Origin of the sequence: Bradyrhizobium genosp. L (assembly GCF_015624485.1) — a bacterium.
In the GTDB taxonomy this organism is placed as follows: Bacteria; Pseudomonadota; Alphaproteobacteria; order Rhizobiales; family Xanthobacteraceae; genus Bradyrhizobium.
The window spans coordinates 2,778,361-2,804,088 of record NZ_CP061378.1; the positions used below are offsets into that span (position 1 = coordinate 2,778,361).

The window sequence follows — 25,728 nt, forward strand, 5'->3', positions numbered from 1 at the left end:
TTCACTCTCGCCAACAATCCGCCGTGTTCAGACGAAGTGGAAATCGTGGCTGGTCAGGCTGGCGACATTGATGTTCTTCAACAGGATCGAGTCGTTGGCCGAGATCGTGACCATGGCGTCGGTGCCGGACTGCGTGATCTGCAGATGGCTATAGTCCGTCACCAGGGCCTTGGAGATCTCGATCGTGTCGTGGTTGGTGGCATCGCCGGCGTGGAAGTTGAGCACCTGGTCATGGCCGTGATCGAACAGCACGCTGATCGATCCCGGCGCCGTCGAGAAGCTGTCGTTGCCGTTGCCGCCCTCCAGCGTGACGCCGCTGGCGACCGCGGTCACGTTATGGACGCCATCGGTGTTGAAGTCGTCGAAGAACTGCAGTTGGCTCGAGGCATTGTAGTTCTCGTGCTGGGTGACGCCCTCCTGGCCGTTGAAATTGAACAGGAAGACGTCCCGCGAGCCGTCTGCATTGTTGTCGACCTCCTGGGTCTTGGTGCCGCTCGCGTCGTAGAGGTCGGTGACCTTGCTGCCGTCGCTGTTGATGACCTGCTGGTAGTCGAGCGTCCCGTCGGCGTGGGTCCGATCGATTTCCGTGAGGGTTCCGGACGCATTCAGATGCTGGTGCTGCGTGGTGTAGCTCTGGCCCTTGATGTTGTAGGAGTAGTTGTCCTGGCTGCCGTCGGCATTGTGGATGAAGGCCGCGGTGGCCACGCCGCCGGTGTACGTGGTCGTTGAATCGTAGCCGTTCGCCTTCGTCACGACTTCGCTGGTGATGACGCCGCTGGCGTCGTAAGCGTCGGTGGTCTTGGTGCCGTCGGTCGTCTGCAGCAGCTGGAAGGCGAGGCTGCCGTCGTCGTGAGTCCGCACGATGCTGGTGAGGAAGCCCGTCGTGTCGTAGCTGTCGTGCTCGCTGGTGTAGTTTTGCCCCGTGATGTTGGAGAGGAAGACGTCGTGCGAGCCGTCGGCGTGATAGTCGGTCTCAGTCACCTTCACCCCAGCCGCGTTGTAGTTATCGACGATGCTGCTGCCGTCGGGATTGATGACCTGCAGGTAATCAGCCGTGCCGTCGGCGTGGTGGCGGTCCACTTCGGTCACCTTGCCCGACGCGTCGAGATGCTGGTGCTGGCTGGTGTAGGTCTGACCGGTGATGTTGTAGGAATAATTGTCCTGGGTCTGGTCGGCATTGGTGACGAAGACGCTCATCACCGCGCCGTTGGTGTAGAGCGTGGTCGAGCTGTAGCCGTTGGACTTCTGCACCGTCTCGCTGGTGAGGTGACCCGTGACGTCGTACCAGTCGGTGGTCTTGGTACCGTCGGTCGATTGCTGCAGGCTGAAGGCTAGGCTGCCGTCGGCATGACTGCGCACCAGTGCGGTGAGGAAGCCGGTGGCGTCGTAAGTGTCGTGCTCGCTGGTATAGGCCTGGCCGGTGATGTTGTAGGTATAGACATCCTTTGAGCCGTTGGCGTGGTAGTCGGTCTCCGACATCTTGACGCCGGTCGCATTGTAGTTGGCGACCACGCTGCTGCCATCCGTATTGATGACCTGGGTGTAGTCGAGCGTGCCGTCGGCGTGGGTGCGGGTCACCGCCGTCACCTTGCCCGACGCGTCGAGATGCTGGTGCTGCGTGGTGTAGCTCTGGCCGGTGATGTTGTAGGAATAGTTGTCCTGGCTGCCGTCGGCGTTGTGGATATAGGCCGCCGTCTTGACGCCGTTGGTGTACACGGTCGTCGAGTTGTAGCCGTTGGCCATCTGCACCACTTCGCTGGTGAGGTTGCCGGTCGCGTCGTACCAGTCGGTGGTCTTGGTGCCGCTGGTGGTCTGCACCAGCTTGAAGGCGAGGCTGCCGTCGGCGTGCCGGCGCGCCAGCGTGGTCAGGAAGCCGGTCGTATCGTAGACATCGTGCTCGCTGGTGTAGCTCTGCCCGGTGATGTTGTAGGTGTAGACGTCCTTCGAGCCGTCGGCGTGATAATCGGTCTCCGCCATCTCGACGCCGGTCGCGTTGTAGTTGGTCACCACGCTGCTGCCGTCCGGATTGATGACCTGGGTGTAGTCGAGCGAGCCGTCGGCGTGCCGGCGGGTCACTGCGGTCACCTTGCCGGAGGCGTCGACGTGCTGGTGCAGCGTCGTGTAGCTCTGGCCGGTGACGTTGTAGGCGTAGTTATCTTGGCTGCCGTCGGCATTGTGGATGTAGGCCGCGGTCTCGACGCCGCCGGTGTACACGGTGGTCGAGTTGTAGCCGTTGGCCATCTGCACCACTTCGCTGGTCAGCGTGCCCTTGGCGTCATACCAGTCCGTGGTCTTGGTGCCGCCCGTGGTCTGCACCATCTTGAAGGCGAGGCTGCCGTCGGCGTGCCGACGGGCGATCGTGGTCAGGAATCCGGTCGAATCGTAGATGTCGTGCTCGGTCGTGTAGCTCTGGCCGGTGATGTTGGAGGTGTAGACGTCCTTGCTCTTGTCGGCGTGATAGTCGGTCTCGACCAGCTTGACGCCCGCGGCGTTGTAGGTGGTGATGACGCTGCTGCCGTCGCTGTTGTAGACCTGCGTAGAGTCGAGCGAGCCGTCGGCATGGGTGCGGGTCACCGAGGTGACCTTGCCGTTCGTATCGACGTGCTGGACCTGCGTCGTGTAGCTCTGCCCGGTGATGTTGTAGGTCGTGTTGTCCTGGCTGCCGTCGGCATTCTTGACGTAAGCCTGGGTTTTCGCGCCGTTGCTGTAGAGCGTGGTCGAGTAGTAGCCGTTCGACTTCTGCACGACTTCCCGGGTGACGGTGCCGGTCGCATCATAATAGTCGGTGGTCCGGGTACCGTCGGTCGCGACGTGGATGAAGGAGGTCTTCACGCCGTTCGAATAGCCGATCGCGTCCGAGGAGCCGTCGACATAGCTGACATTGGTCGTCGTCGGCTGGCCGCTGCTGGTCAGGCCGGTGTTCGACGTCGACACCAGCTTACCGGTCTGGTCGTAGCTGAGCGTGCTGGTCCAGTTCGAGGCCGAATTGGTCACGGAGAAGGAATAGCCGCCCTGGATCGCCGCCAGCGCCTTGCCGTAGTGCGAGATAATGTAGTTCATCGTCGACTGTGAGGCGACCGGCAGCACATGGGTGTCGGTCAGCGTGATCGACTGCAGCGCGGTCGCGTCGTTGAGCTCCGAAAGCTGCGGCACGATCTCGGCGGCGGTGCCGCTGACCGTGGTCGGGTTGGGTGGCGTGACCGGCGTGGTGTCGGGCGCGTCGATCTCGATGATCACAGGGTGATCGGTGACCGGAATGGTGATGGTGCTGACATCGGTATAGGTCGCGATCGCCGTGGTTCCAGTCAGCGTATCGTAGACCTTCACCGAGTGGTGCACGCTGCCGAGGTTGACGGTAACGGTCTGCGTCGAATTGGAGATTTCGGTATCGGTCGCATCGTTCCAGAGTTGCGGCTCGGCCCACACGACGAGGTCGTAGGCGCCGTTGCTCTTGCCGAGCACCATGCTCTCGCCGGTCGACGGCATGTTGCTCAGCGAATAGTCCAGCGCGGCGGTGGGCTGATGGCCGCCGGTGCCGTCGTCGGCGAGGATGGTGGTCAGGTTGTGGATCGCGGTCGCCGCCAGTTTCGGCGTCCCGTCGGAATTGAACAGGCCGTACTTGTCCTCGGGATTGGTGTCGCTGGTGGACGAGTTGCGATCGAACAGCTCGTAAAGATAGGTCGAGGAGACGCCGGCCTTGTAGGCATCGACCAGGGTGTTGAGGATGGACTTCGCCTGCACCGTCTGATCGACGCCGACATAGCTCGTGTTGGCTTGCGTCGTGTAGCCCGTCTCGGTGATGACCACCGGCTTGCCGGGCGCCGCCGACTCGACCGCGCTCAGTGTCGCGGCGAGCGAGCTTTCCGGATTGGTGCCGGTAGAGACATAGGCGTGGGCGTTGGTGTAGTCGGTCGAGCCCGACATGTTGCCGAGCTGGCTGTAGCCCTGCGGATCGTTGTAGGCGAGCGTGAGATTGTAGACGGCAATGTCGGACAGATTGCCGTCGGCCTTCACGGCGTCGTAGAGCGCGGTCTGGAATGCCGCGGCGGCGCTGAGGCTCGAGCTGCCGTTGTAGGAGAACGGCTGGTGATTGGCCTCGTTCAGGCCTTCGATGGCGGAGATGCTGTCGGGATGCGCGGCAAGGAACTTGTCCAGCGACGCCAGATAGTTCTGCAAGCCGGCGCTGCCCGACGACGGCAGCGCCGAGGAGACGATGAAGTCGAAGCTGTAGCCGGCGGCGGCCAGGCCATCGACCACCGGTTGTGCGGCCGGACTGGTGGCCATCGCATCGCGCAGATGCGTGACGCCGAGATATTTCAGATCGTCGGTCATCATCGCGAGATCGTTGTACGCGCCCCACCCGAATCCCGCATGCGTGTTGACGCCGATGGAGTTGATGAAGCCGCTGGCGGAGAGGACCGTCTGGTCGGTTGAGGTCGACATTGCATACCCGAGTTGGAGGCGAACGGAATTGTCCGCTGGCTTAGTGGTGAAGCGTCTACGTTGGGTATGAATTTCAGATAAAAATCGAAGCAGCCAAGATCGGATGTCGCAGTTCCGTTGCGGAACTCCTCCAACGTCGCCAGCGCGCGATGTACGTCTTCATGGCTAGGCACGATGGCGTGAGAAAGGCGTTTTTGCGAACTCACGCCCCGAAGACTGCGATTGCCGAAATTATGCGCAGCTTGCTTACAGATTCGCGCGTGCAACGACTACGCTTGCGAGACTCGTAGCGAAAGTTCACGACATGCGAGTGATGCACGCGCGTTGCCTGCGCGAATCTTCTTCCATCCGATCTTCGTCACGTGTGACGCATCCGCAATTCTACGGATAGGCCGACGGCTCATCGGGCGATGGAAATAATTTTTTGCCGAAGACGCTGCGCTCGAAAGAATCGGCGCCGCCGTCGATGGCTCAAACGCGCAATGCGACAAGGTACAATCACTGATTGAACGGATTTTTAAGGCTTCCAGTTCCGTAGACGGAACTGGAAGCGCCGCGCCACGATCGCTCGCCGGGCCGGAAGGTCGCGCGCGCCCGGACGGGACGGGATCAGCGCCATGTTCGATCGCGGGCATCGCCTTCAGTCGCGGCGGGCCAGCATCAGGAAATCGCCGCGCCAGGCCACGATAGCGGTCGCGACGGCGGCGAGGGCGATCTTGGCCGCAAGCCAGGCCGGTGGCAGCGAAGGCGGAATCGCGAGCGACGCGATCAGGATGCCGGCCACGATCGCCTCGATCGCCAGCCGCACGCGCAGCAGGGCGTGGAAACGCAGCGTCGGGCCGAGCGCGAGCAGCAGCGTGCAGGCGGTTGCGGCCGCCGCGCAGCCGACCGAGCCGGCTGGCGATAGGCCGAGGCTGGTTGCAATGGCCGCGCTCGCCACGACGCTCGCCAGTTGCCCCACTGCCACGACGACCAGCCGGGTCGCGAGCTTTTCCAGATGCGGAACGACGGCGGCCGTGGCCTGCAAATGGGTGTGCAGGAAATAGAACACCGCCACCATCGGCGCCGTGGCGATGAAGCCGTCCTGGCTCGCCTGCGGCAACAGGATGCGGGCCGCGTCGGGAATGAAGCCGATCAACCCGCCGAGCAGCACGATGGTGACGCAGATCATGAAGTCGAACATCCGTCCGGTGGTCTGTCGCGCCTTGAGTTCGCCGCCATGCTCGAAGTCGCGCACCACATCCGGATAGCTGACGGTGTGGATCGCCGCGTTGAGCACCCAGAACGGCCGCTGCAACAAATCGAGCGCGATCGAGAAGCCGGCGCCGGCACCGGTCGCGCCGAGCCTGTGGATCACGATGTAGCGCAGCATCACCGGGACCGACAGATGCACCACGGAAGCGCCGGCCGCGAGCATGCCGTAGCGGCAGAACTCGGCCCAGTGTGCCAGCAAGGTTCGGAACGACACGCGTTGCAGTGGCGTGCGATGCGCGATCAAGCCGACAACAAGGCCGGTCGCATGGCCTGCGGCGACGCCGAGCAGCGTCGCCTGCGCCGTGCCTTCGACCAGCGCGCCGGTGACCGCTCCGCCCAGCACGGCGCTCGCCCGCAGCGCCAGCAGGAACGACGCCATGCCGAGCCCACCCGACAGGCGGATCGCCATGAAATAAAGGTCGGTGACCCCCTGCAGCACCGCGACCGCAAGCCCGACCACGATGACCCCCTCCGCGAACGCACCGACCAGGGATGCGCCGCTACCGACCGCAACCAGCGCCACCGCGCTCAGGCCGCCGGCGGCGAACAGCGATGCGCGCAATCGTGCGGCCTCGTCCTCCTTGGCCGCGGCCAGGAAGCGCAGCCCGGCCAGTTGCAGCCACTCGAACATCAGGACGCAAAGCAACTGGCTCGAGGCCAGTGCGAGCGAGAAATTGGTGTAGTCGGCGGCGGGCAGCAGATGACTGATCGCGAAGATCAGGACGATCGCGAGCAGGCTCTGGTAGACATAGCCGGCAATGGCGAGGAGGCGGATCATGTCGGCTCTGAAGGTGCTTCGCGGCGGATGCCGGGGTGGCCCGCTGGGCTGAGAACTCTCAGCCGGCGCGCAACGCCATCGTCGACCTGACCTCGCGCAACCGTTCGTACAGCTTGCGATACTCGGTCACGACGTCGGCAAACGTCCACACATTCTTCGCATTGATCAGGCGTTCGCTGATCTCCACGATCTTTTGCGGATCGGCTGCGATCTCGCGGATGCTTTCGGCCAGCGATTCCGGATCGGGTTCGGTCAGCCAGCCGGTGACGCCATGCTCGATCGCTTCCGGCATGCCGCCGAATCGTGTTCCGAGCAGCGGCCGGCCGGCGGCCTTGGCGTCGGCGACGACGAGCGGTCCCGGATCATGCCAGATCGACGGCGCAACCACGACATCCACCGCCCGGTAGAAATCGTCGGGCGCGACGAAGCCCATGAACTCGACCCGTGCATCGGCCGCAAGCTCCTTGAGGCGCTGCTGCTCCTCCTCGCTGACACGGCCCGCGATCAGGGTGCGGAAACGGTCGCGCGGCAGCATGGCGAGCGCGCGCATCAGGTTCTCGATGCCTTTCTCCTCGGTCAGCCGGCCGATGAAGCCGAACGTCACCTCGCCGGCGCAGAGCGGCCGCGGATGCGGCGTGGTCGGCGGCGCCGTCGAGGCATTGTGGATCACGGTGCGGATCGGCGTATCGGCGAACAGGCCGAGATCGGTATGGATCGACAGCACCCGCTCGCTGACGCCGACGACGGCGCTCAGCCAATGCGTGGCGCGCCTGCGATGATAGGTCAGGAGCTCGCAGCTCGGGCAGGTGTGCTCGCAGACGCGTCCGTCGGTGAACCGCGAGCATCGCGGGCAGGTCAGATAATAGTCGTGGATGGTGTGGATGACGGGAACGCCGAATTGCGCGGCAACGCGCCAGATCGCGGTCGTCAGTCCGGACAGGTTGTTGGAATGCAGCACGTCCGGCTTGAAGGTGCGGATTCGTTCCGCGATGACCGGTGCGAAGATCTGCCAGTCCTCGACGCTATGCCACAGGCTGCGCAACGCCACATTGCGCTGCTTGGTGAAGGGAAGATACAGGTTCTGCACCGGCGCGGAGTAGATGTCGATGCCGTTGCACTGCTCGAGCTCCTGTTCGGGCTCGGACGCAGCACGGATCACCTCGACCTCGTCGCCATGCTCCTTGAGGTCTTCGGCGAAGCGACGGGCGAAGATTTCGGCGCCGCCGACCAGCTTTGGCGCCTTCGGGGTCGGGTAGAGGGAGGACGTCAAAAGGATCTTCATTGTCAATCTCGCTCGAAAATCGGCCCTGAGGATTGCGTGATGCGGCCCCAAGGTCCGAACTCTGGATACAAGTCAGCTCATCGACCAGCTACCGGGCTGGCCGCAATTCCAGGTCGGGAACGACACCGCCGACCGCGGTAATCAGAAGAGGCGTGCTTGAAACAGGCATCCACGCGCCCGAGGCGGGCTTGGCGGAGGCATCGCAAGGTGTTGCAAAGGTCGCATCTGGAACGTCGGCCTTCAGCCGCGCCTCGTAGCGTCGGCTGGGATCCTCGGTCCACACCGCAAGCTTGTCGCCGCCCGCGCCCGAGGCGTGGATGGCAACGACGTCACTGGACAATTTCTTGAGGTCTGCCTTGACGCTGGAGCGAATGAAGGCCCAGGTGTCTTGAACCGCGCATGCAGCGGGCTTCGGCGTGTTGTCGAAATGGAATAGGCCGAAATTGTCTTCAAGTTCTGCCGGATTCTTTCCGCTGTCCTTGAGCTCGTAGAGCGAGATGCCCTTGAGCCAGGATGACGCGGTCGATGCCCACAGAATCAGCTGCGCCATGTTGTCGGCTTGCGCCTGCTCGCTGACGCCGCATTTAGCCGACGTCGTCGGCCAGCCGGTCTCGGTGACGTAGATCGGAAAGTCCGCCTTGCCGCTCGCCTGCGTCACCAGCCGGCGAAACGCCTGCAGCCGATCGATGACTTCGGCCGAGGTCCGCCGGTTTGGCGCCATGCAGAAATTGTAGAGATGGACCGAGATGCCGTCGGCATATTGCAGGACTCCGGTCTGCAGCATCTGCTGGGTCCAGGCCCAGCCCGGATCGTCGGCGATCGCACCGACGACGAAGGTCGCATCGGGCGCGGCGCGCTTCACTGCCGGCTGCGTCGCCTTCGCCAGCGCCAGATAATTTGCCGCGGAGAAGCCGACAGGGTCCTTCTTCGCCGCACCATTCCATTCATTCCAGAGCTCGAACACCGGGCGTTGCGGCGCCACGGCGCGTGCTGCGGCGGCCGCGTAATCCGCAAAGCGCCGCCGCGCCTCGTCGGTGGTCGGCGGCATCGAGTTCGGAACGAGATGATGACCGAAGGCGAGGATCAGGAATGGGCGCGCGACGCTCGCATCGATCTGGCGTTGCAGCCGGTTGAGCTGCGGCGTGAAACCCATCCTGCGGCCCGGCAACTCGAAATCCGACCATGGAAAATCGTCGCGGAATGCGGTCAGGCCGAGCTGCCTGATCTGGTCGATGTTGACTGACGGCTCATACCCCCGCGTGCTGACCGGGCCGCCCAATCCCTGGTGGGTGCCGACGCCGAGCAGAAGCCGTTGGTCCAGCGGCTGTTGCGCGCCGGCGCTTGCGGTCAGTGCGCAGAGGCTGACAGCGAGCGCGGCCGCGGCAAGCCGGCAGCCGTCGCGCCACGCCCGGGATCCAGAGATATTCCCAGTCCTATCCATGTCAGCCAGCTAGCTTGGGTATGATTCGTTCAGCGCTGCAAAACCCGGCACCGCGTCGACGTGATGTCCGTCCCGCAGATCGCCGCATCTATTCGTGCGTCGAAATCACAACGTGTTGGAGAGATTGGACTGCAGCTCGGTCTGCTCTCTGGAACGAGAGAGATCGTCCTGCAGGACATCGAGATAGACCTGGCGCAGATTGCGATGCGTCTTCTCGATGTCATAGAGCTGCTTGAAACGGTCGTAGCCGCGCCGCCCGAGCACGCCGAGATCCTGCTCGAGCAATCGCTTGAAGCCGTCGGCCAGCTGGGTGGCGGTGACCGGCTGGCAAAGCACGCCGGTGACGCCGTCCTCGACGATCTCCGGCAGCGCGCCGATGCGAAACGCAAGGATGGGTTTGGCCGCGCGCATCGCCTCCAGCGCGACGAGGCCAAAGCCTTCCCATCGCGACGGGATCACGACGATGTCGGCCGCATCGAGCTGGGCCTCGATCTGCTGCCGATCGAGCCAGCCAAGCAGCGTGACATTGGCGGGGATGTTCGATCCGTCGAACTTGCCGACGACGGCAGCCCCGACGATGCGAACATCGAGCACGTCCTCGAGCGACCGCGCCGCCTCGACCAGCAGGTCGTAGCCCTTTTGTCGATCCAGTCGGCCGATGAACAGCACTTTCTTCTTCGCCGAAGGCCAGCTCGCCGCGATCGTCCGCGGCGACGGGCGGCTCCGCGAGATGCCGTTATGCACCAGGCTCAGGCGGTCGGACGGAATGCCGGCGCGCACCGCCTCGGTATGCTCGTCGCCGGAAATGCAGATGATTCGATCGGAGGTGCGGGCCAAGAGGTTTTCGATCGACTTGGTGGCCGCATGGCTCAACCGGCTTGTCTCGCGCGAGAAAGCCCAGCCATGTGGGCAATAGATGACGCGTGGTCTGCGGGTCCTGGCGGCGAGCGCCGGGCGCAGCACCAGCCCGGCAAAGGAGGAGTGCAGGTGGACGATGTCGGGCTGCATCGCGTCGATTGCCTGCAACGTCGCGCGCAACATCTGAAACAGGCCCGTGACGCCGCGGCCGGAGCGGTCGAACGTGGTGATCTCGGCGTCTTCGATGCCTGCAAGATCGTGCCGGTGATCGGACGGCACGACATAGTGGACATTGCCGGCACCGAAGCTCGCGCGCTGCTGAGGATGAAGCTCGTTCAGGTAACTCGCGATGCCGCCTCGGATCGTTTCAGCGACATGCAGAATCTTGATCGATGGTGCTGTGAGACCTGACACGGTTGATCCTTCGCTAAGTCGACGTCGGTACGACTAAAGTGCATTGCCATGCGCAGCAATATTGTGGCCGCGATGTGGTGTTCTTGGGCCATCATCTTCTGACGCATCAATCACGACATGTTCGTGAAGCGGTCGGCGATCTTGCTGACTGTCGAATAAGCTTGTCGTGATGAATTCGCGCGCAGGATTGCGCGACATCGCGGCCAATCTTCACGGAGAACGGCCGATCCCGTTCAATTTTGACGAATTCAATTGGAGATTGTTCTCGACGATCGAGACCGCGGCCGAAATGGACAGCAGGCCACGTATGCTTCGCGCGCTATGTCATGAATCTGTTGCTGCGCGCGACGTTTTGGAGCCGTTCTAGCGGTCTCCCTGTGTCGACAGGAACTGCAACAAACCTTCCGCGGACTTTCGCCACGAAAACGCCGCGATACGCTCGCGTTGCCTGCTGCGCTCGTCCTCGGTGATTGTTCCGGCTGCCAATCTTTCGAGCATGCGCTGACGCAACTCGTCGGCGTTGCTGGCATCGAAATAGGCAGCGGCATCGCCGCAGGTCTCGCGAACCGCGTCGGCGGTCGAAGCGATGACCGGACATCCGAACAGCATCGCTTCGAGCGGCGGCACGCCGAATCCTTCGTAAAGGCTGGGGAACACGAAGGCCAGCGCTCGCGCATAAAGTGCAGCGATCTCGCTGTCGCTCAACCGACCGGCGAGAATGAGACCAGGATCGGCGACAGCCGTGTTGTCCTGGAACACTTTATTGTTGCCGCCGCCGACGACGACCAGTGGAACATCCGGGCGATCCAGCCGTCGCGCGGCCTCGATCGCGAGTGAAATGTTCTTGTTCTTGGTCATGGAACCGACGGAAAGAAAATAACGATTAGGTGCGAGGCCGAGCCGATCGAGGACCGCGAAATCCGGCTTCGTTGCGGCAAAATGTTCCGCGCTGTTCGAGAACACCGGAATTCTTTCGACAGACAAGTTCAAGACGGCTGCGAGCTCGCGACGCGAAAAGTCGGACACCGTGGCGATGGTCGCGCGCCGGGCGAGCAGGCGATCGAGTGTGCGGTGAACGGTCAGATAGCGCCGGCTGAAGAAATCCGGCCGCCGGAACACCTGTGCGTCGTGGATGACGACAAGGTGATCGGAATGCAGCACAGGGCCGGAATTGGCGAGGCTGATCAGGCGGCCGCCCGCGGCGGCGCGCGGAAGATCGAGCTGATCCCAGGCGTGACCGTTCAACCGCCCGACATTGCGAATCCTTATGGCGCTCAGCGCGAGTTCCTCGCTCGCATCGAGCGGCGCGAGCAAAGTCCACTCTGCGCCCTGCAGCAAAGCGGACGCGTCACCGGACGTCAGCAGGCCGTCCATCGCCTTGACGATTTCGGCGGCATAGCGCTGAACGCCGGTCAGCTTCTGCGACAGAAAGCGGCCATTGATGAAAATCTTCAAGATATCGCCTCATCGGGGATCGGTGCGTTGAGAAGCACATCGCACCTGTGCGATCAATCATCAATCGTGCCCGCGAAGCATCTTCAATATGCAGCCTCTGCGCGACATTTGATCAACGGGACTCAATCGATTCACAGATTCACCAAATTGTTGTCGTGACGGTGTGTGCAAACACATCTCTCTTGCACTGCCTGACATCAATCCGTGCACGCCGCGCACGCGCGAAATGTTCGATACCGTGAACATGATCGTGAATCCCTCCACGATGCTGCGGGACAGAGAGAAAATCTTGAGGCACGGAGATATGACGAACGCGGAATGCCCGGCGCTTGTCCTCGTTCGGTCACTTTCACACGGATGAAGTGGTTCGTGCTTATTGGCAGAGCAACCGGCAGCCGAGGGCGATGCCATCTTCCTGGCATCGTTCTTGCTGCGTAAGTAGCGCGATCACGACAGAACTAACTAGAGGCATCGATGGACCGACGAATTATTCCCCTGATCATGTGCGGCGGCGCGGGGACGCGGCTGTGGCCGGCCTCGCGCGAGGTGCATCCAAAGCAGTTCCTGTCGCTGTTCGGGGCCCGCTCGACCTTCCAGGAGACGCTGCTGCGGGTCGCGGACGCGACGCTGTTCGAGCGTCCGATCGTGATTACCAACGAGGCCTATCGCTTCATGGTGCTGGAGCAACTGGCCGAGATCGGCCGCGAGGCCGACGTGCTGCTGGAGCCGATGCGGCGCGATTCGGGTCCGGCGATCGCGGCCGGTGCGGCGTTCGCGCAAGGCCGCGAGAGCGGCGCGATCGTGCTGGCACTCGCCGCCGATCATCTGGTGCGCGACACGCCCTCCTTCGTCGCCGCCTGCCGCGAAGGATTGGCGGCGGCGGAGCAGGGCCGTATCGTGACGTTCGGCGTCCGGCCGGAACGACCCGCGACCGAATATGGCTACATCAACCCGGGCGAGACGGTCGCGGGAGAGGTGAGGGCGGTTGCAAAATTCGTCGAGAAGCCGGATGCGCAGACCGCGGCCGGCTATATCGACGCAGGCTATCTCTGGAACAGCGGCAACTTCATGTTCCGCGCCAGCATGCTGCTCGATGAATATCGCAACGTCGATGACGCGAGCATTGCTTCGATCGAAGGCTCCGTGTCGAACGCGGCGCGCGATCTCGGCTTCGTCAAGCTCGATGCGCAGGCGTTCGGCGCGGCCAAGGCGATCTCGATCGACTATGCGGTGATGGAGAAGACCTCGCACGCCGCTGTCGTCCCGGTGGCCTGCGGCTGGTCCGACATCGGCTCGTGGCGCCAGGTCTGGGAGCTCTCCGACAAGGACAGCCAGGGCAATGCGGCGCGCGGCGCTGCGGTGTTCGAGGACTCCCGCAACTGCAACGTCACCACCGACCGTGCGCTGGTTGCGCTCGAAGGCGTCGACGATCTCGTCGTGGTCGCGACCCAGGACGCCGTGCTGGTGTCACGCCAGAAGGACGCCAACGGGCTGAAGCGGCTGGTCGCCAAGCTCAAGGCCATCGCACCTGAGGTGACCGAAAGCCACATCCAGGTGCATCGCCCCTGGGGCTCCTACCAATCGGTCGACAATGGCGACCGCCACCAGGTCAAGCGCATCATCGTCCGGCCGGGCGGGCGGTTGTCGCTGCAAAAGCATCACCACCGCTCCGAGCACTGGATCGTGGTGCGCGGCACCGCGCAGGTCACCGTCAACGAGCTGATCAAGACCGTGCACGAGAACGAATCGATCTATATCCCGATCGGCGCGGTGCATCGGCTGGAGAACCCCGGCAAGATCCAGCTCGAGCTGATCGAAGTGCAGACCGGCAGCTACTTCGGCGAGGACGACATCATCCGCATCGAGGATGATTACCAGCGCGCGTGAGTTCTAGAGATCGTGATGCGATCGATCGCGATCGCATCACGACCCGATCGCATCTCACGCATATCCGTTCGGATTGCTGCTCTGCCAGCGCCAGTGGTCGGCGCACATCGTCTCCAGCGACCGGGTCGCCTTCCACCCGAGCAGTCGCGTGGCGTAGTCGGTCGCGGCATAGTAAGCGTCGATGTCGCCGGGGCGCCGCGGCTTGATCTCGTAGGGGATCGGGCGGCCGCTCGCGGTCTCGAAGGCTTTGACGACATCGAGCACGCTGGAGCCGGCGCCGGTGCCGAGATTGACCGCAAAGCATTGCGGCGTGTCGAGCAGCTTGAGGGCGGAGACATGGCCGGCGGCCAGATCCATCACATGGATGTAGTCGCGCACGCCGGTGCCGTCAGGCGTGCCATAGTCGTTGCCCCAGATGTTGAGCCGGTCGCGGCGCCCGATCGCGACCTGGGCGACGAATGGAACGAGGTTGTTGGGAACGCCCTTGGGATCTTCGCCGATCAGGCCGCTCTCATGTGCGCCGACCGGGTTGAAGTAACGCAGGATCGCGATCGACCAGTTGGCGTCGCTGACATACACGTCCCGCAGCATCTCCTCGATCATCAGCTTGGTGCGGCCATAAGGATTGACCGCCCGCAGCGGGTGCTGCTCGGTGTAGGGCAGGAACTGCGGCGTGCCGTACACCGTCGCGGACGAGCTGAACACGATCTTGCGCACGCCGGTCGCGCGCATCGCGCGCAGCAGCCGGTGCGAGCCGATCACGTTCTGATCGTAATATTCGAGCGGATCGGCAACCGAATCCTGCACCGATTTCAGGCCGGCGAAATGCATCACGGCGGTGCAGCCGTGCTGCGACAGCGCCTTCTCCAGCGCGCTTTGGTCGCGCACGTCACCCTCGACGACGGTGAGTTGCTTGCCGCAGATCGCTTGCACCCGTTGCAGTGCTTTCGGGCTGCTGTTGGAAAAATTGTCGAACACGACGACGTCTTCGCCGGCCGACAGCAGCGCGACGCAAGCGTGTGAACCGATATAGCCGGCGCCGCCGGTGACGAGGATCATGCGATGTCTCTGCGTTGTGCGACGGCGATTTTCGCTTCGTCGCACCACTCATAGCACCGCGCATTTTTCGACGCCAAGCGCTGTTTGCGGGTGTCTCGAATTATGGTTGCGACGATCAACGAGAAACGCTCTAGGTGCGGGCGGGCGGTGGCCGCAACACGCCTGCCATCCAGGTTAACGCCCGCAGTTCCGGCAGTGCGTCGCTACCGCGATCAGCCTGCCGACTGTTCGGGCAGCTTCTTGAAGCGGCCGACCTGTCCGAGCAGGACCGCGAGCACGAGCCAGCCTGCGCCGATCCCGCAAATGCCACCGGCTGCTTTCACCATCGCATCGAGCACGCGGCCATGACGATCGGGCGTCAATAGCTGCATCGCCTCCAGCGTGAACGCGCTTCCGACGACAATGGCGACGATCAGCAGCAGGCGCCGCGGATAGCCGAGCACGAGCGCAAGGCCGAGCAGCGCGAAGGCCGCAAAATGCTCGATCTGCGCACCGGTGATCGAGGGCCGGTCGTTGATCGGCGACAGCGTCACGAACGCGATAGAGGCGAGGGCGAGCCACCCCGCGATGCGGGCAATTGTTTGGGTCATAATGGATAGGGGTAGGCTACCGCCGCCACGACCGCAACCCCCGGGCCTTCGCGGGGAGCGCTGCGACGGTTCGATCGGGGAATTATCGTTAATTCTGCGGTCCGTGATCTTGCGTGTCCCGGCTGTCCCAAATCTGCTATCAGGTCGGCAAATGACCAAAATGTAACATTTTGCCTGTTGACCCGTTCATAGCCCGTTCACCGCCGAAAGCCTCATCTGATGCCAGAAATTGCAATGCTCACTCTCGGAGGCCAAGGTGCGTCTGCTCGTCGTTGAGGATGATCCCGATCTGAACCGCCAGCTCACCACCGCACTGACCGATGCCGGCTATGTGGTCGATCGCGCATTCGACGGCGAGGAGGGACATTTCCTCGGCGACAGCGAACCCTACGATGCCGTCGTGCTGGATATCGGCCTGCCGAAGATGGACGGCATCTCGGTGCTCGAATCCTGGCGCCGCAACAAGCGGGTGATGCCGGTCCTGATCCTCACCGCGCGCGACCGCTGGAGCGACAAGGTGCAGGGTTTTGACGCCGGCGCCGACGACTATGTCGCAAAGCCGTTTCATCTCGAGGAGGTGCTGGCGCGGATTCGCGCGCTGCTGCGCCGCTCCACCGGGCATGCCCAGGTCGAGCTGGTCTGCGGCCCCGTGATCCTGAACACCCGCACCAAGCGCGTCACGGTCAACGGCAACCCGATCAAGCTGACCTCGCACGAATACAATCTGCTCGACTATCTGATGCACCACACCGGGCGGGTGGTGTCGCGCACCGAGCTGGTCGAGCATCTCTACGACCAGGACTTCGACCGCGACTCCAACACCATCGAGGTGTTCGTCGGCCGCATCCGCAAGAAGCTCGAGGTCGAGATCATCCAGACCGTGCGCGGCCTTGGCTATATGCTGGCGCCGCCGCCACCAGGCGCTTGATCGGCGCGCGGGTATCGGCATCATCTGCACGCCCCGGAGGGGATTGCCATGTCGACGCCCGCTGACCCGACCTTCGAGACCGTGCCCTGATGCGCGGAAGCTCCCTTGCCACCCGACTGTTCGTGTCGGCGACCGCTTGGCTGGTGGTGATCCTGGCAATCACAGGCGTCATCCTGTCATCGGTCTACCGCGACGCGACCGAGCGCGCCTTCGACCGCCGGCTCAATCTGTATCTGCGCACGCTGATCGCGGAGGTCGCGACGCCGGACGAGCCGGCCGACCGCCAGTTCCAGTCGCTCGGCGAGCCGCTGTTCGACCTGCCGCTGTCGGGCTGGTACTGGCAGATCACCCGCACCGACACCGAGAAAGGCGAAACCCGCGCGTCGCGCTCGCTGTGGGACAAGAAGCTGCCCAAGCTCGAGGAGAACGGCGTCGAGTTGACCGCGGCCGGCGTCCGCCTCGGCTATGTCGACGGGCCCGAGGGCCAAAGCCTGCGCATGGTCGAACGTCCGGTCGACCTCGGTGCCGACGGCAAGTTCCTGGTCAGTGTCGCCGGCGACGCCACCGAGATCTTCGACGAGACGCGCAGCTTCGATTATTATCTCGGCGGCACGTTCGCCGCGCTCGGCATCGTGCTGCTGCTGACGACGGTGTTCCAGGTCCGTTACGGTCTGGCGCCGCTCAAGCGCATCTCGGATGCGATCGCCGACATCCGCTCCGGCCGCGCCGAGCGGCTGGAGGGCAACTTCCCGGTCGAGATCGCGCCGCTGGCGCGCGAGACCAATGCGCTGATCGACGCCAACCGCGAGATCGTCGAACGTTCGCGCACCCATGTCGGCAATCTCGCGCACGCCATCAAGACGCCGCTGTCGGTGATCGTCAACGAGGCCGGTGCACATACAGCGGATCCCTTCGCGAGCAAGGTGCTGGAGCAGGCCGAGGTGATGCGCGACCAGGTCGCCCACCATCTGGAGCGTGCGCGGATCGCCGCCCGCGCCAGCATCGTCAGCACCATCACCGACGTGGCACCCGCGATCGAGGCGCTGCGGCGGACCATGGAGAAGATCCATCGCGATCGCGAGATCTCGATCCAGGCCAAGGCCGATCCCGCGGCGCGGTTCCGCGGCGAGCGGCAGGACCTCGAGGAGATGGTCGGCAATCTCGTCGACAATGCCTGCAAATGGGCCGCCTCCCAGGTCTTCGTCGAGGTCCTGGTCGAGCCGCCGAAGGAGGCCGGCGCCGGACGCCGCTTGCGCATCGTGGTCGACGACGACGGACGCGGTCTGTCGGAGGCCGAGCGCGCCCAGGTGTCGCGGCGCGGCCAGCGGCTCGACGAGTCGAAGCCGGGCTCGGGGCTCGGCCTGTCGATCGTGACCGATCTCGCGGGCCTCTATGGCGGCAACCTCAATTTGTTGAATGCGCCGATCGGCGGCCTGCGCGCAGAGCTCGTGCTGCCGGGCGTCTAGCCAAAACATCGAAAACAACCCCATGCAAAGGAACAGGCGGCCGCCGGCTTCGAAATAGCGCTTGACGCGTCGGGCAAATCAGTCGTATTTTTTCATTATTCCGAAATCCTGCATCCACCCGCCGCGCACATGGTTGGCACGGCGTATCCGCGCGTCTCGGAGCTGTCACTATTCCTAAACGGCTTCTTAACGGCCCCCTCCTATCATCGGGCGCGGGAGGCGCCTCGGGCGCTCCGTGGGGCATCGAGCTTCATCACCGGGCGCATGAGCCAGAATTCGACCGAGCGGCTGAAGGATTATCTTGCGCAGCTTCCGCCGCAATCGCAGGCGCTGCTGATGCGGGAGCTCGAGCGCGCGGTCGAGCGTGGCGACGACGTCACCGTCGCCAACCTGGTGCTGGAGCAACTGCGCAAGATCGTCCGCGGTGTCGAGGAGGACGAACAGGTCCTGCCGCGCACCGACGACCCGGCGCGGCTGTTGTTCCGGCCGCTCGAGCCGTTCCTCGCCGAAACCAATTTTCCGACCCGGCCGGGCCAGGTCAAGCGCGGCTCGCTGCTGCCGATCTGGCAGTGGCTGGCCCGCGAGGGCGCGCCGGAGCCGGCGCGTGAATTCGAGGCGGCGTTGGCTGCGGCGTCGGACAGCGGCCCGATCGAGACTGCCGCGCGCAAGTTTCAGCTCGCGGCTGCGGAAGCCATCATCAAGATCGCGACGCCGGTGCAGGGCGAGGACCGTCAGCGCGCGCTGTCGCGCGTCGGTCCGCCCGCCGTGATCGATGACTTGCTGCCGATCGGTGCCGTCCTGCAGGCGCACGAAGCTTTGGAAACCCTGGGCAGCCGGCTGCCGAGCCAGATCCGGATGTTCGCCGATTCCCAGATCGCCTCCGCCACCGATGCGCTCAAGCTGCCCTCGTTGCAGACCCCGCAACTGCTGCCGTTCGCGCTGTCCTTGATCGCGCAGCGGCTGGCCGCGCCGTGGCAGATCGTCCGCCTTGCGATCAAGATGGCGGCCTCCGACGACGAGCTGCGGGTCGCGGCCACGCCGTACGGCATCGCCGTCACCATCGCGCTGCATGACCTGTCCTTCGTCGCCGCCTGCCTGCGCACCGACATCCGGCGCGGCCATTTCGACTATGTCGGCGAGCAGCTCAAGACCCTGCATGACGGTGTCCGCGGCCTGCGCACGGAGCTCGATCTGCGCAACGATTCCACCTGGGGCCGCCAGCTCACCTCGGTGCGCGCCGATACCTCCAACGCGCTGCAATCGGAGATCGACAGCGTGCCGGGCCGGGTCCGCCGCATCCTGCGCCAGCGCGCCGACAAGGACATCTCCGCAGGCGCCAAGATCGACCAATCCGAGGTCGAGGACGCCGCCGCCCTGATCGATTTCGTCGCGGTGTGCCGTACCTATGCCAGCGAGCTTGCCATCAACGAGGTGACGCTGCGAACCTTCTCCGACCTGCAACATTATGTCGAGCAGTCGACCGAGGGGCTGGTGCAGTCGCTGCGCGGCGGCGACGCCCGGGTGCGCGTCTTTCGGCAGCAGCAGGTCAAGGCCGCGATCCGGTTCTGCGAGGTGCTGTTCGGCCACGACTATGCCTCGCTGATGAACCGGGCGGCCGAAAACGCCATCACCGGCGAGCGGAAATCCTCCCGCGCGGGCTAGCGAGACCGCGGCGGCCGCCGGCCAGGACCGCGCAGTTTCGAGGCCCTCTTTCGATCCAGTAATTGTCAATTGCCGGGCTCGCCGCCTGTAGTGTAAAGCGATTCTAAGGCGGCTTGCCGGAAGCCGCCGTTCCGTCCGGGAACCGCTTGATGACGCTGTGGTTTGTGTTCGCGCTGATGACGGTCGCGGCGATCTTTGCCGTGCTGTGGCCGCTCAGCCGTGCCGGGCGGGCGGAGAGCGGCGGCAGCGAGGTCGTGGTCTACCGCGACCAGCTTGCCGAGATCGACCGCGACATGGCTTCAGGGGTGATCGGCGCCAACGAGGCCGATGCCGCCCGGATCGAGATCAGCCGACGGCTGCTGGCGGCCGCCGACCAGAGCAGCCGTGAAGCACCCGCCAAAGGCAATCTCAAGCTCCGGCGCGCCGCCGCGACGGTGGCCCTGGTCGGATTGCCGGTCATTGCGGCCAGCTTCTACCTCACGCTCGGTTCGCCGCGGCTCGGAGACTTCCCGTTGTCCGAGCGCACTCGGGTCGCCGACGCCAACCAGCCGCTGGCCAATCTGGTGGCGCAGGTCGAGGCCCATCTGGAGAAGAGCCCGACCGACGGCCGCGGTTGGGCCGTGCTGGCGCCGGTGCTGTCGCGGCTCGGCCGTTACGACGATGCGGTCCGCGCCTACCGCAACGCCATCACCTATGCCGGCGAGACCGCCGACCGCCGCGCCGATCTCGGCGAGGCGCTGATGGGCACCGCCGGGGGCGTCGTCACCGCGGAAGCCAAGGGCGAGTTCGAGCGCGCGGTGGTGCTCGATGCCGATAACGCCAAGGCCGACTATTTCCTCGGCCTCGCCGCCGAGCAGGACGGCCGCAAGGCTGACGCCAGCGCGATCTGGCAGAAGATGCTGGCCAAGGCACCGGCCGACGCGCCATGGCGGCCGCTGGTGCAGGCCGCGTTGGTGCGGGTCGGCGGCGTGACCGCACCGGTCCTGCCGGAGGGCGCGATGGCCGCGGCGAAGAACATGAGCGAAGCCGATCGCGGCAGCATGATCCAGGGCATGGTCGATCGGCTGGCGACCCGGCTGAAGCAGAACGGCGACGATGTCGATGGTTGGCTCCGCCTGGTGCGCGCCTATCTCGTGATGGGCGAGCGCGACAAGGCGATGAGCGCACTTGCCGATGCGCGCCAGGCTGTGGGCAAGGATGCCGAGCGGTTGCGCCAGCTCAACGAGGGGCTGAAGAATCTCGGGCTGGATGGATAGCGCATGACGCCGAAAAGTGCGCAGCGGTTTTCGGAGAACGTCATGCGCAAGGATGGATTATGACCAGGAAGCAACGGCGTCTGACGCTGATCGGCTGCGCGCTCGTGGTGCTCGGCATCGCCGCGGGCCTGGTGCTGAACGCGCTGCGCGATTCCATCGTGTTCTTCTCGACGCCGTCGATGGTCGCCGAGAAGCATATCGGGCCCGGCAAGCGCTTCCGTCTCGGCGGTCTGGTCGAGACCGGTTCGCTCAAGCGGGGCGACAATCTCGCCGTCACCTTCACCGTTGCCGACGGCAGCGCAACCTTGCCGGTCGCCTACAAGGGTATCCTGCCGGACCTGTTCCGCGAAGGGCAGGGCATCGTCGCCGAGGGCGCACTGGACGCGTCCGGCGTGTTCCGCGCCGACACCGTGCTCGCCAAGCACGATGAGAATTACATGCCGAAGGATGTCGCCGACGCCCTGAAGAAACAGGGCCACTGGAAAGACGACTACGGCAAGCCGAGCGCCTCTGCGGCGCCGACCGGGGGAACGATGCGATGATCGCCGAAAGCGGACATTATGCCCTGGTGCTCGCGCTTGGGCTGGCGTTGATCCAGTCGATCGTGCCGCTGATCGGCGCGCGCTGGCGCGACGCAGCGCTGATGAATGTGGCGCGCTCCACCGCGCTCGCGCAATTGCTGTTCGTCGCGGCCTCGTTCGCAGCGCTGGTGACCTTGCACGTCACCTCGGATTTCTCGGTCGCCAACGTCTACGAGAATTCGCATTCGCTGAAACCGCTGATCTACAAGATCACCGGCGTCTGGGGCAATCACGAAGGCTCGATGCTCCTGTGGGTGTCGATCCTGGCGCTGTTCGGCGGCCTCGTTGCGGCCTTCGGCAACAATCTGCCGCTGTCGCTGCGCGCGCATGTGCTGGCGGTGCAGGCCTGGGTCGCCAGCGCCTTCTATCTTTTCATCCTGATCACCTCGAACCCGTTCCTGCGCATCGCCAATCCACCGCTCGAGGGTCGCGATCTCAATCCGGTGCTGCAGGACATCGGCCTCGCGGTGCATCCGCCGATGCTCTATCTCGGTTATGTCGGATTCTCGATCTCGTTCTCCTTTGCGGTGGCGGCGTTGCTCGAGGGCCGTATCGACGCCGCCTGGGCCCGCTGGGTGCGGCCGTGGACGCTGCTGGCGTGGATATTCCTGACGCTCGGCATCGCGATGGGCTCGTACTGGGCCTATTACGAACTCGGCTGGGGCGGCTGGTGGTTCTGGGATCCGGTCGAGAACGCCTCGCTGATGCCGTGGCTCGCCGGCACCGCGCTGCTGCATTCGGCGCTGGTGATGGAGAAGCGCAACGCGCTGAAGGTCTGGACCGTGCTGCTTTCGATCCTGACCTTCTCGCTGTCGCTGCTCGGCACCTTCCTGGTGCGCTCGGGCGTGCTGACATCGGTGCACGCCTTCGCCACCGATCCGACCCGCGGCGTCTTCATTCTCCTGATCCTGTTCGTCTTCATCGGCGGCTCGTTGTCGCTCTATGCCTGGCGCGCGCCGGCGCTGAAGCAGGGCGGGCTGTTCGCGCCGATCTCGCGCGAGGGCGCGCTGGTGCTCAACAATCTGCTGCTGACGACGGCCTGCGCGACCGTGTTCATCGGCACGCTGTATCCGCTGGCGCTCGAGGTGCTTACCGGCGAGAAGATCTCGGTCGGTGCGCCGTTCTTCAACTTCACCTTCGCGCCGTTGTTTCTGCCGCTGCTGATTGCGGTGCCGTTCGGGCCGCTGCTGGCCTGGAAGCGCGGTGACCTGCTCGGCGCGGCGCAGCGGCTGATCGCGGCCGGCATCGTTGCGCTGGTTGCGATCGCGCTGGTGTTTGCCTGGACCTATGGCGGCGCAACCCTGGCGCCGCTCGCGATCGGGCTTGCGGTGTTCGTGATCGTGGGCGCGCTGTGTGATCTTGCCGAGCGCGTGGCGCTGTTTCGCGTTCCGACATCGATCTCGCTGCGCCGCGCCCGTGGCCTGCCGCGCTCGACCTGGGGGACCGCGCTGGCACACGCCGGCCTCGGCATCGCGCTGATCGGGATCGTCTGCGAGACCACGTGGAATAGCGAATATATCGGCGCCATGAAGCCGGACGACGTCGCCCGGGTCGCCGGCTACCAGTTGAAGCTCGACGGCCTGACGCAGCGGCAGGGGCCGAATTTCCGCGAGATGGTGGCCCAGTTCAGCGTTAGCGAGGGCGGCGAGAAGATCAGCGTGATGACGCCCTCGAAACGCAACTTCACTACGCGCGGCGCCTCGACCACCGAAGCCGCGCTGCTGTCGCGCGGCGCGAGCCAGCTCTACATCTCGCTCGGCGATACCGCCGCCGACGGCGCCATCGCCGTGCGCATCTATCACAAGCCGCTGGTGCTGTTGATCTGGTGGGGCCCGGTGCTGATGGCCTTCGGCGGCATGCTGTCGCTGTCGGATCGCCGCTTGCGGGTCGGTGCGCCGAAGCCGGCGAAGGCCGCAGCCGCCCGCGCATTGCAGGCGGCCGAATGATGCGGTCGCGCCATCTTGCCGCCGGCCTGCTGGCCGCGACCCTGGCGCTGGGCGCGATGCCGGCGCGTGCCGTGCAGCCCGACGAGATCATGGCTGATCCGGCCAAGGAGGCGCGGGCGCGCGAGCTCTCCAAGGAGCTGCGCTGCATGGTCTGCCAGAACCAGTCGATCGACGATTCCGAGGCGCCGCTGGCGCGCGACCTCCGCCTGCTGGTCCGCGAGCGCATCGCAGCCGGCGACAGCGACCGCCAGGTGATCGACTTCCTGGTGGCGCGCTACGGCGAATTCGTCCTGCTGAAGCCAAGGCTCAACGAGCACACGCTGCTGCTCTGGCTGACCCCGCCGTTCGCGCTCTTGGCGGGCGGTTTCGCGCTCTGGCGCCTTGGCCGGCGGCGGCCGAATGCGGCAAATCGCGAGGGGGACACGGCCGCGGCGCTGACGGCCGACGAAGAGGCCCGCCTCAACCGGCTGCTGGCGGGGGACGTCGCGCCCGAAGAGCGGATTTAGTTCCTTCGTAACCTCTTATTTTGCCTGCGCTATTCTGCCGCACGCCGGGTTGCGCTTAATTACAAAAGTTTAATTCCGCCTCCAGCGCGCTGTAAGGCTGCTGACCCCATGTTCAGCCGCATCGGGTGCCTGCCCCCGCACCGCCGATTCTGGCCTTGGAGATTTCAAGAATGACCGACCGTCCCGACCTCTCGTCCCTTCCGTCCTACAAGGCGCCGAAGCGCTCTCTGTTCTCCGCCCGCAGGCTGGCGCTGATGGCCTCGGTCGTGGCCGGCCTCGGTGCCGCCACCTATGGCCTCAGCCCCTCGCACAATCCGGCCGACCTGTTCACGACCCCGGCGCACGCGCAGGTCAACAACGAGGTCAAGAAGGTCCAGCAGCCGGTCGGCTTCGCCGACATCGTCGAGCGCGTGAAGCCGTCGGTGATCTCGGTCAAGGTCAACATCCGCGAGAAGGTCGCGAAGGATGATGGCAACGACGATTCGCCGTTCCAGCCGGGTTCGCCGATGGAGCGCTTCTTCCGCCGCTTCGGCGGTCCGGATGGTCTGCCCCCGGGTCTGCGCGGTGGACCGCGTGGCGGTGGCGTGGTCACCGGCCAGGGCTCCGGCTTTTTCATCTCGGCTGACGGTTATGCCGTGACCAACAACCACGTCGTCGACGGCGCCGACAAGGTCGAGGTCACGACCGACGACGGCAAGACCTATTCCGCGAAAGTGATCGGCACCGATCCGCGCACCGACCTTGCGCTGATCAAGGTCGAGGGCGGCTCCAACTTCCAGTTCGCAAAACTCTCCGACACCAAGCCGCGGATCGGCGACTGGGTGCTGGCGGTCGGCAATCCCTTCGGTCTCGGCGGCACCGTGACCGCGGGCATCGTGTCGGCCTCCGGCCGCGACATCGGCAACGGTCCGTATGACGACTTCATCCAGATCGACGCGCCCGTCAACAAGGGCAATTCCGGCGGCCCGGCGTTCGACGTCTCGGGCGAGGTGATGGGCGTCAACACCGCGATCTACTCGCCGTCCGGCGGCAGCGTCGGCATCGCGTTCTCGATTCCCGCCGCGACCGTGAAGAGCGTCGTCGCCCAGCTCAAGGACAAGGGCTCGGTCAGCCGCGGCTGGATCGGCGTCCAGATCCAGCCGGTGACCTCTGACATCGCCGACAGCCTCGGCATGAAGAAGGCGGAAGGCGCGCTGGTTGCCGAACCGCAGGCCAACGGCCCCGCGGCCAAGGCCGGCATCGAGTCCGGCGACGTCATCACCGCCGTCAACGGCGATCAGGTGAAGGATGCCCGCGAGCTCGCCCGCACCATCGGCGGTCTGCCTCCCGGCAGCGCCGTGAAGCTGAACGTGCTGCACAAGGGCCAGGACAAGGTCGTCAACCTCACGCTCGGCCAGTTGCCGAACAACCTCGAGGCCAAGGCCGATACCGACAACAGCGACAAGGGCGGGGCGTCCCGCGGCACCGACGTGCCGAAGCTCGGCCTGACCGTGGCGCCTGCCAACAGCGTGGCGGGTGCCGGCAAGGATGGCGTGGTCGTGACCGAAGTCGATCCCAAGAGTGCTGCCGCTGAGCGGGGCTTCAAGGAAGGCGACGTGATCCTCGAGGTCGCGGGCAAGACCGTCGGCACCGCCGGTGAGGTGCGTGATGCAATCACCGCGGCGCGCAATGACAACAAGAACAGCGTTCTCATGCGCGTGAAGAGCGGCGGTTCGTCGCGCTTCGTGGCCGTGCCTTTGGCCAAAGGCTAACTATCTATGAGATGGGAAGTGTCGCCGGCATCAGTCGCCCCCGCCGACGGCGCTTTCCGGGGGGCGGGCCCTTTGCTCGCTCCCATTGTTGCCTTTCGATGGAATATGCCCCCCTCCGTCGGAAGGTCTCAGGGCGGTGGAGTCCCCCAGCTTCACCGCCCACTTTTCTCA

Annotated in this window: 17 protein-coding genes; 9 read left to right on the forward strand and 8 right to left on the reverse strand. The window is 64.7% G+C overall.

All coding sequences use genetic code 11. The features are described from left to right. Positions 1-27: 27 nt before the first annotated feature. The 6 genes from IC762_RS12955 to IC762_RS12980 all read right to left on the reverse strand — a co-directional run bounded on the left by IC762_RS12955 (position 28) and on the right by IC762_RS12980 (position 11,925). Positions 28-4,443, reverse strand: coding sequence for an RHS repeat protein (locus IC762_RS12955; protein ID WP_195789166.1), 4,416 nt, complete (start codon positions 4,441-4,443; stop codon positions 28-30). Between the two features lie 640 nt (positions 4,444-5,083). Then, a complete protein-coding gene (locus IC762_RS12960) occupies positions 5,084-6,475 on the reverse strand; it encodes a hypothetical protein (RefSeq protein WP_195789167.1) in 1,392 nt (463 codons plus the stop codon). 58 nt (positions 6,476-6,533) lie between these two features. Next, positions 6,534-7,757, reverse strand: coding sequence for a glycosyltransferase family 4 protein (locus IC762_RS12965; protein WP_195789168.1), 1,224 nt, complete (start codon positions 7,755-7,757; stop codon positions 6,534-6,536). A gap of 88 nt (positions 7,758-7,845) precedes the next feature. Beyond that, positions 7,846-9,198 carry a cellulase family glycosylhydrolase gene (locus IC762_RS12970; protein WP_246801547.1) on the reverse strand — a complete coding sequence of 451 codons (1,353 nt, stop codon included), beginning with the start codon at positions 9,196-9,198 and terminating at the stop codon, positions 7,846-7,848. A 105-nt stretch (positions 9,199-9,303) separates the two neighbouring features. Beyond that, positions 9,304-10,470, reverse strand: coding sequence for a glycosyltransferase (locus IC762_RS12975; RefSeq protein ID WP_246801548.1), 1,167 nt, complete (start codon positions 10,468-10,470; stop codon positions 9,304-9,306). 363 nt (positions 10,471-10,833) lie between these two features. After that, complete coding sequence (locus IC762_RS12980) at positions 10,834-11,925, reverse strand: glycosyltransferase family 4 protein (RefSeq protein WP_195789169.1); 1,092 nt, start codon at positions 11,923-11,925, stop codon at positions 10,834-10,836. Positions 11,926-12,399: 474 nt separating this feature from the next. Here IC762_RS12980 and IC762_RS12985 point away from each other — a divergent pair, with 474 nt between their 5' ends. Continuing rightward, the gene (locus IC762_RS12985) at positions 12,400-13,812 is read left to right on the forward strand and encodes a mannose-1-phosphate guanylyltransferase/mannose-6-phosphate isomerase (RefSeq protein WP_195789170.1); all 1,413 of its coding nucleotides are present in this window, start codon (positions 12,400-12,402) and stop codon (positions 13,810-13,812) included. Positions 13,813-13,866: 54 nt separating this feature from the next. Here IC762_RS12985 and galE read toward each other — a convergent pair whose 3' ends face one another. Together galE and IC762_RS12995 are read right to left on the reverse strand one after the other, a co-directional pair. Then, positions 13,867-14,871, reverse strand: a complete 1,005-nt coding sequence (gene galE, locus IC762_RS12990; RefSeq protein WP_195789171.1) for a UDP-glucose 4-epimerase GalE — start codon at positions 14,869-14,871, stop codon at positions 13,867-13,869. A 212-nt stretch (positions 14,872-15,083) separates the two neighbouring features. Next, positions 15,084-15,461 carry a VanZ family protein gene (locus IC762_RS12995; RefSeq protein ID WP_195789172.1) on the reverse strand — a complete coding sequence of 126 codons (378 nt, stop codon included), beginning with the start codon at positions 15,459-15,461 and terminating at the stop codon, positions 15,084-15,086. Positions 15,462-15,717: 256 nt separating this feature from the next. Between IC762_RS12995 and IC762_RS13000 the strand changes: the two genes are divergently transcribed. The 8 genes from IC762_RS13000 to IC762_RS13035 all read left to right on the forward strand — a co-directional run bounded on the left by IC762_RS13000 (position 15,718) and on the right by IC762_RS13035 (position 25,557). Then, positions 15,718-16,389 carry a response regulator transcription factor gene (locus IC762_RS13000; RefSeq protein ID WP_195789173.1) on the forward strand — a complete coding sequence of 224 codons (672 nt, stop codon included), beginning with the start codon at positions 15,718-15,720 and terminating at the stop codon, positions 16,387-16,389. Positions 16,390-16,478: 89 nt separating this feature from the next. Further along, positions 16,479-17,855 (forward strand): sensor histidine kinase, encoded by a 1,377-nt coding sequence (locus IC762_RS13005; protein WP_195789174.1) that lies wholly within the window; start codon positions 16,479-16,481, stop codon positions 17,853-17,855. A 264-nt stretch (positions 17,856-18,119) separates the two neighbouring features. Beyond that, on the forward strand, positions 18,120-19,517 hold the full coding sequence (locus IC762_RS13010) for a hypothetical protein (protein WP_195789175.1): 1,398 nt from the start codon (positions 18,120-18,122) through the stop codon (positions 19,515-19,517). Between the two features lie 149 nt (positions 19,518-19,666). Further along, the gene (gene ccmI / locus IC762_RS13015) at positions 19,667-20,773 is read left to right on the forward strand and encodes a c-type cytochrome biogenesis protein CcmI (RefSeq protein ID WP_195789176.1); all 1,107 of its coding nucleotides are present in this window, start codon (positions 19,667-19,669) and stop codon (positions 20,771-20,773) included. Between the two features lie 59 nt (positions 20,774-20,832). Next, positions 20,833-21,315, forward strand: coding sequence for a cytochrome c maturation protein CcmE (gene ccmE, locus IC762_RS13020; RefSeq protein ID WP_195789177.1), 483 nt, complete (start codon positions 20,833-20,835; stop codon positions 21,313-21,315). Beyond that, positions 21,312-23,300 carry a heme lyase CcmF/NrfE family subunit gene (locus tag IC762_RS13025; protein ID WP_195789178.1) on the forward strand — a complete coding sequence of 663 codons (1,989 nt, stop codon included), beginning with the start codon at positions 21,312-21,314 and terminating at the stop codon, positions 23,298-23,300. The genes ccmE and IC762_RS13025 overlap by 4 nt, the downstream gene beginning before the upstream one ends. Beyond that, positions 23,300-23,806, forward strand: coding sequence for a cytochrome c-type biogenesis protein (locus tag IC762_RS13030; RefSeq protein WP_195790111.1), 507 nt, complete (start codon positions 23,300-23,302; stop codon positions 23,804-23,806). The genes IC762_RS13025 and IC762_RS13030 overlap by 1 nt, the downstream gene beginning before the upstream one ends. 170 nt (positions 23,807-23,976) lie before the next feature. Continuing rightward, positions 23,977-25,557, forward strand: coding sequence for a Do family serine endopeptidase (locus IC762_RS13035; protein ID WP_195789179.1), 1,581 nt, complete (start codon positions 23,977-23,979; stop codon positions 25,555-25,557). Positions 25,558-25,728 lie beyond the last annotated feature (171 nt).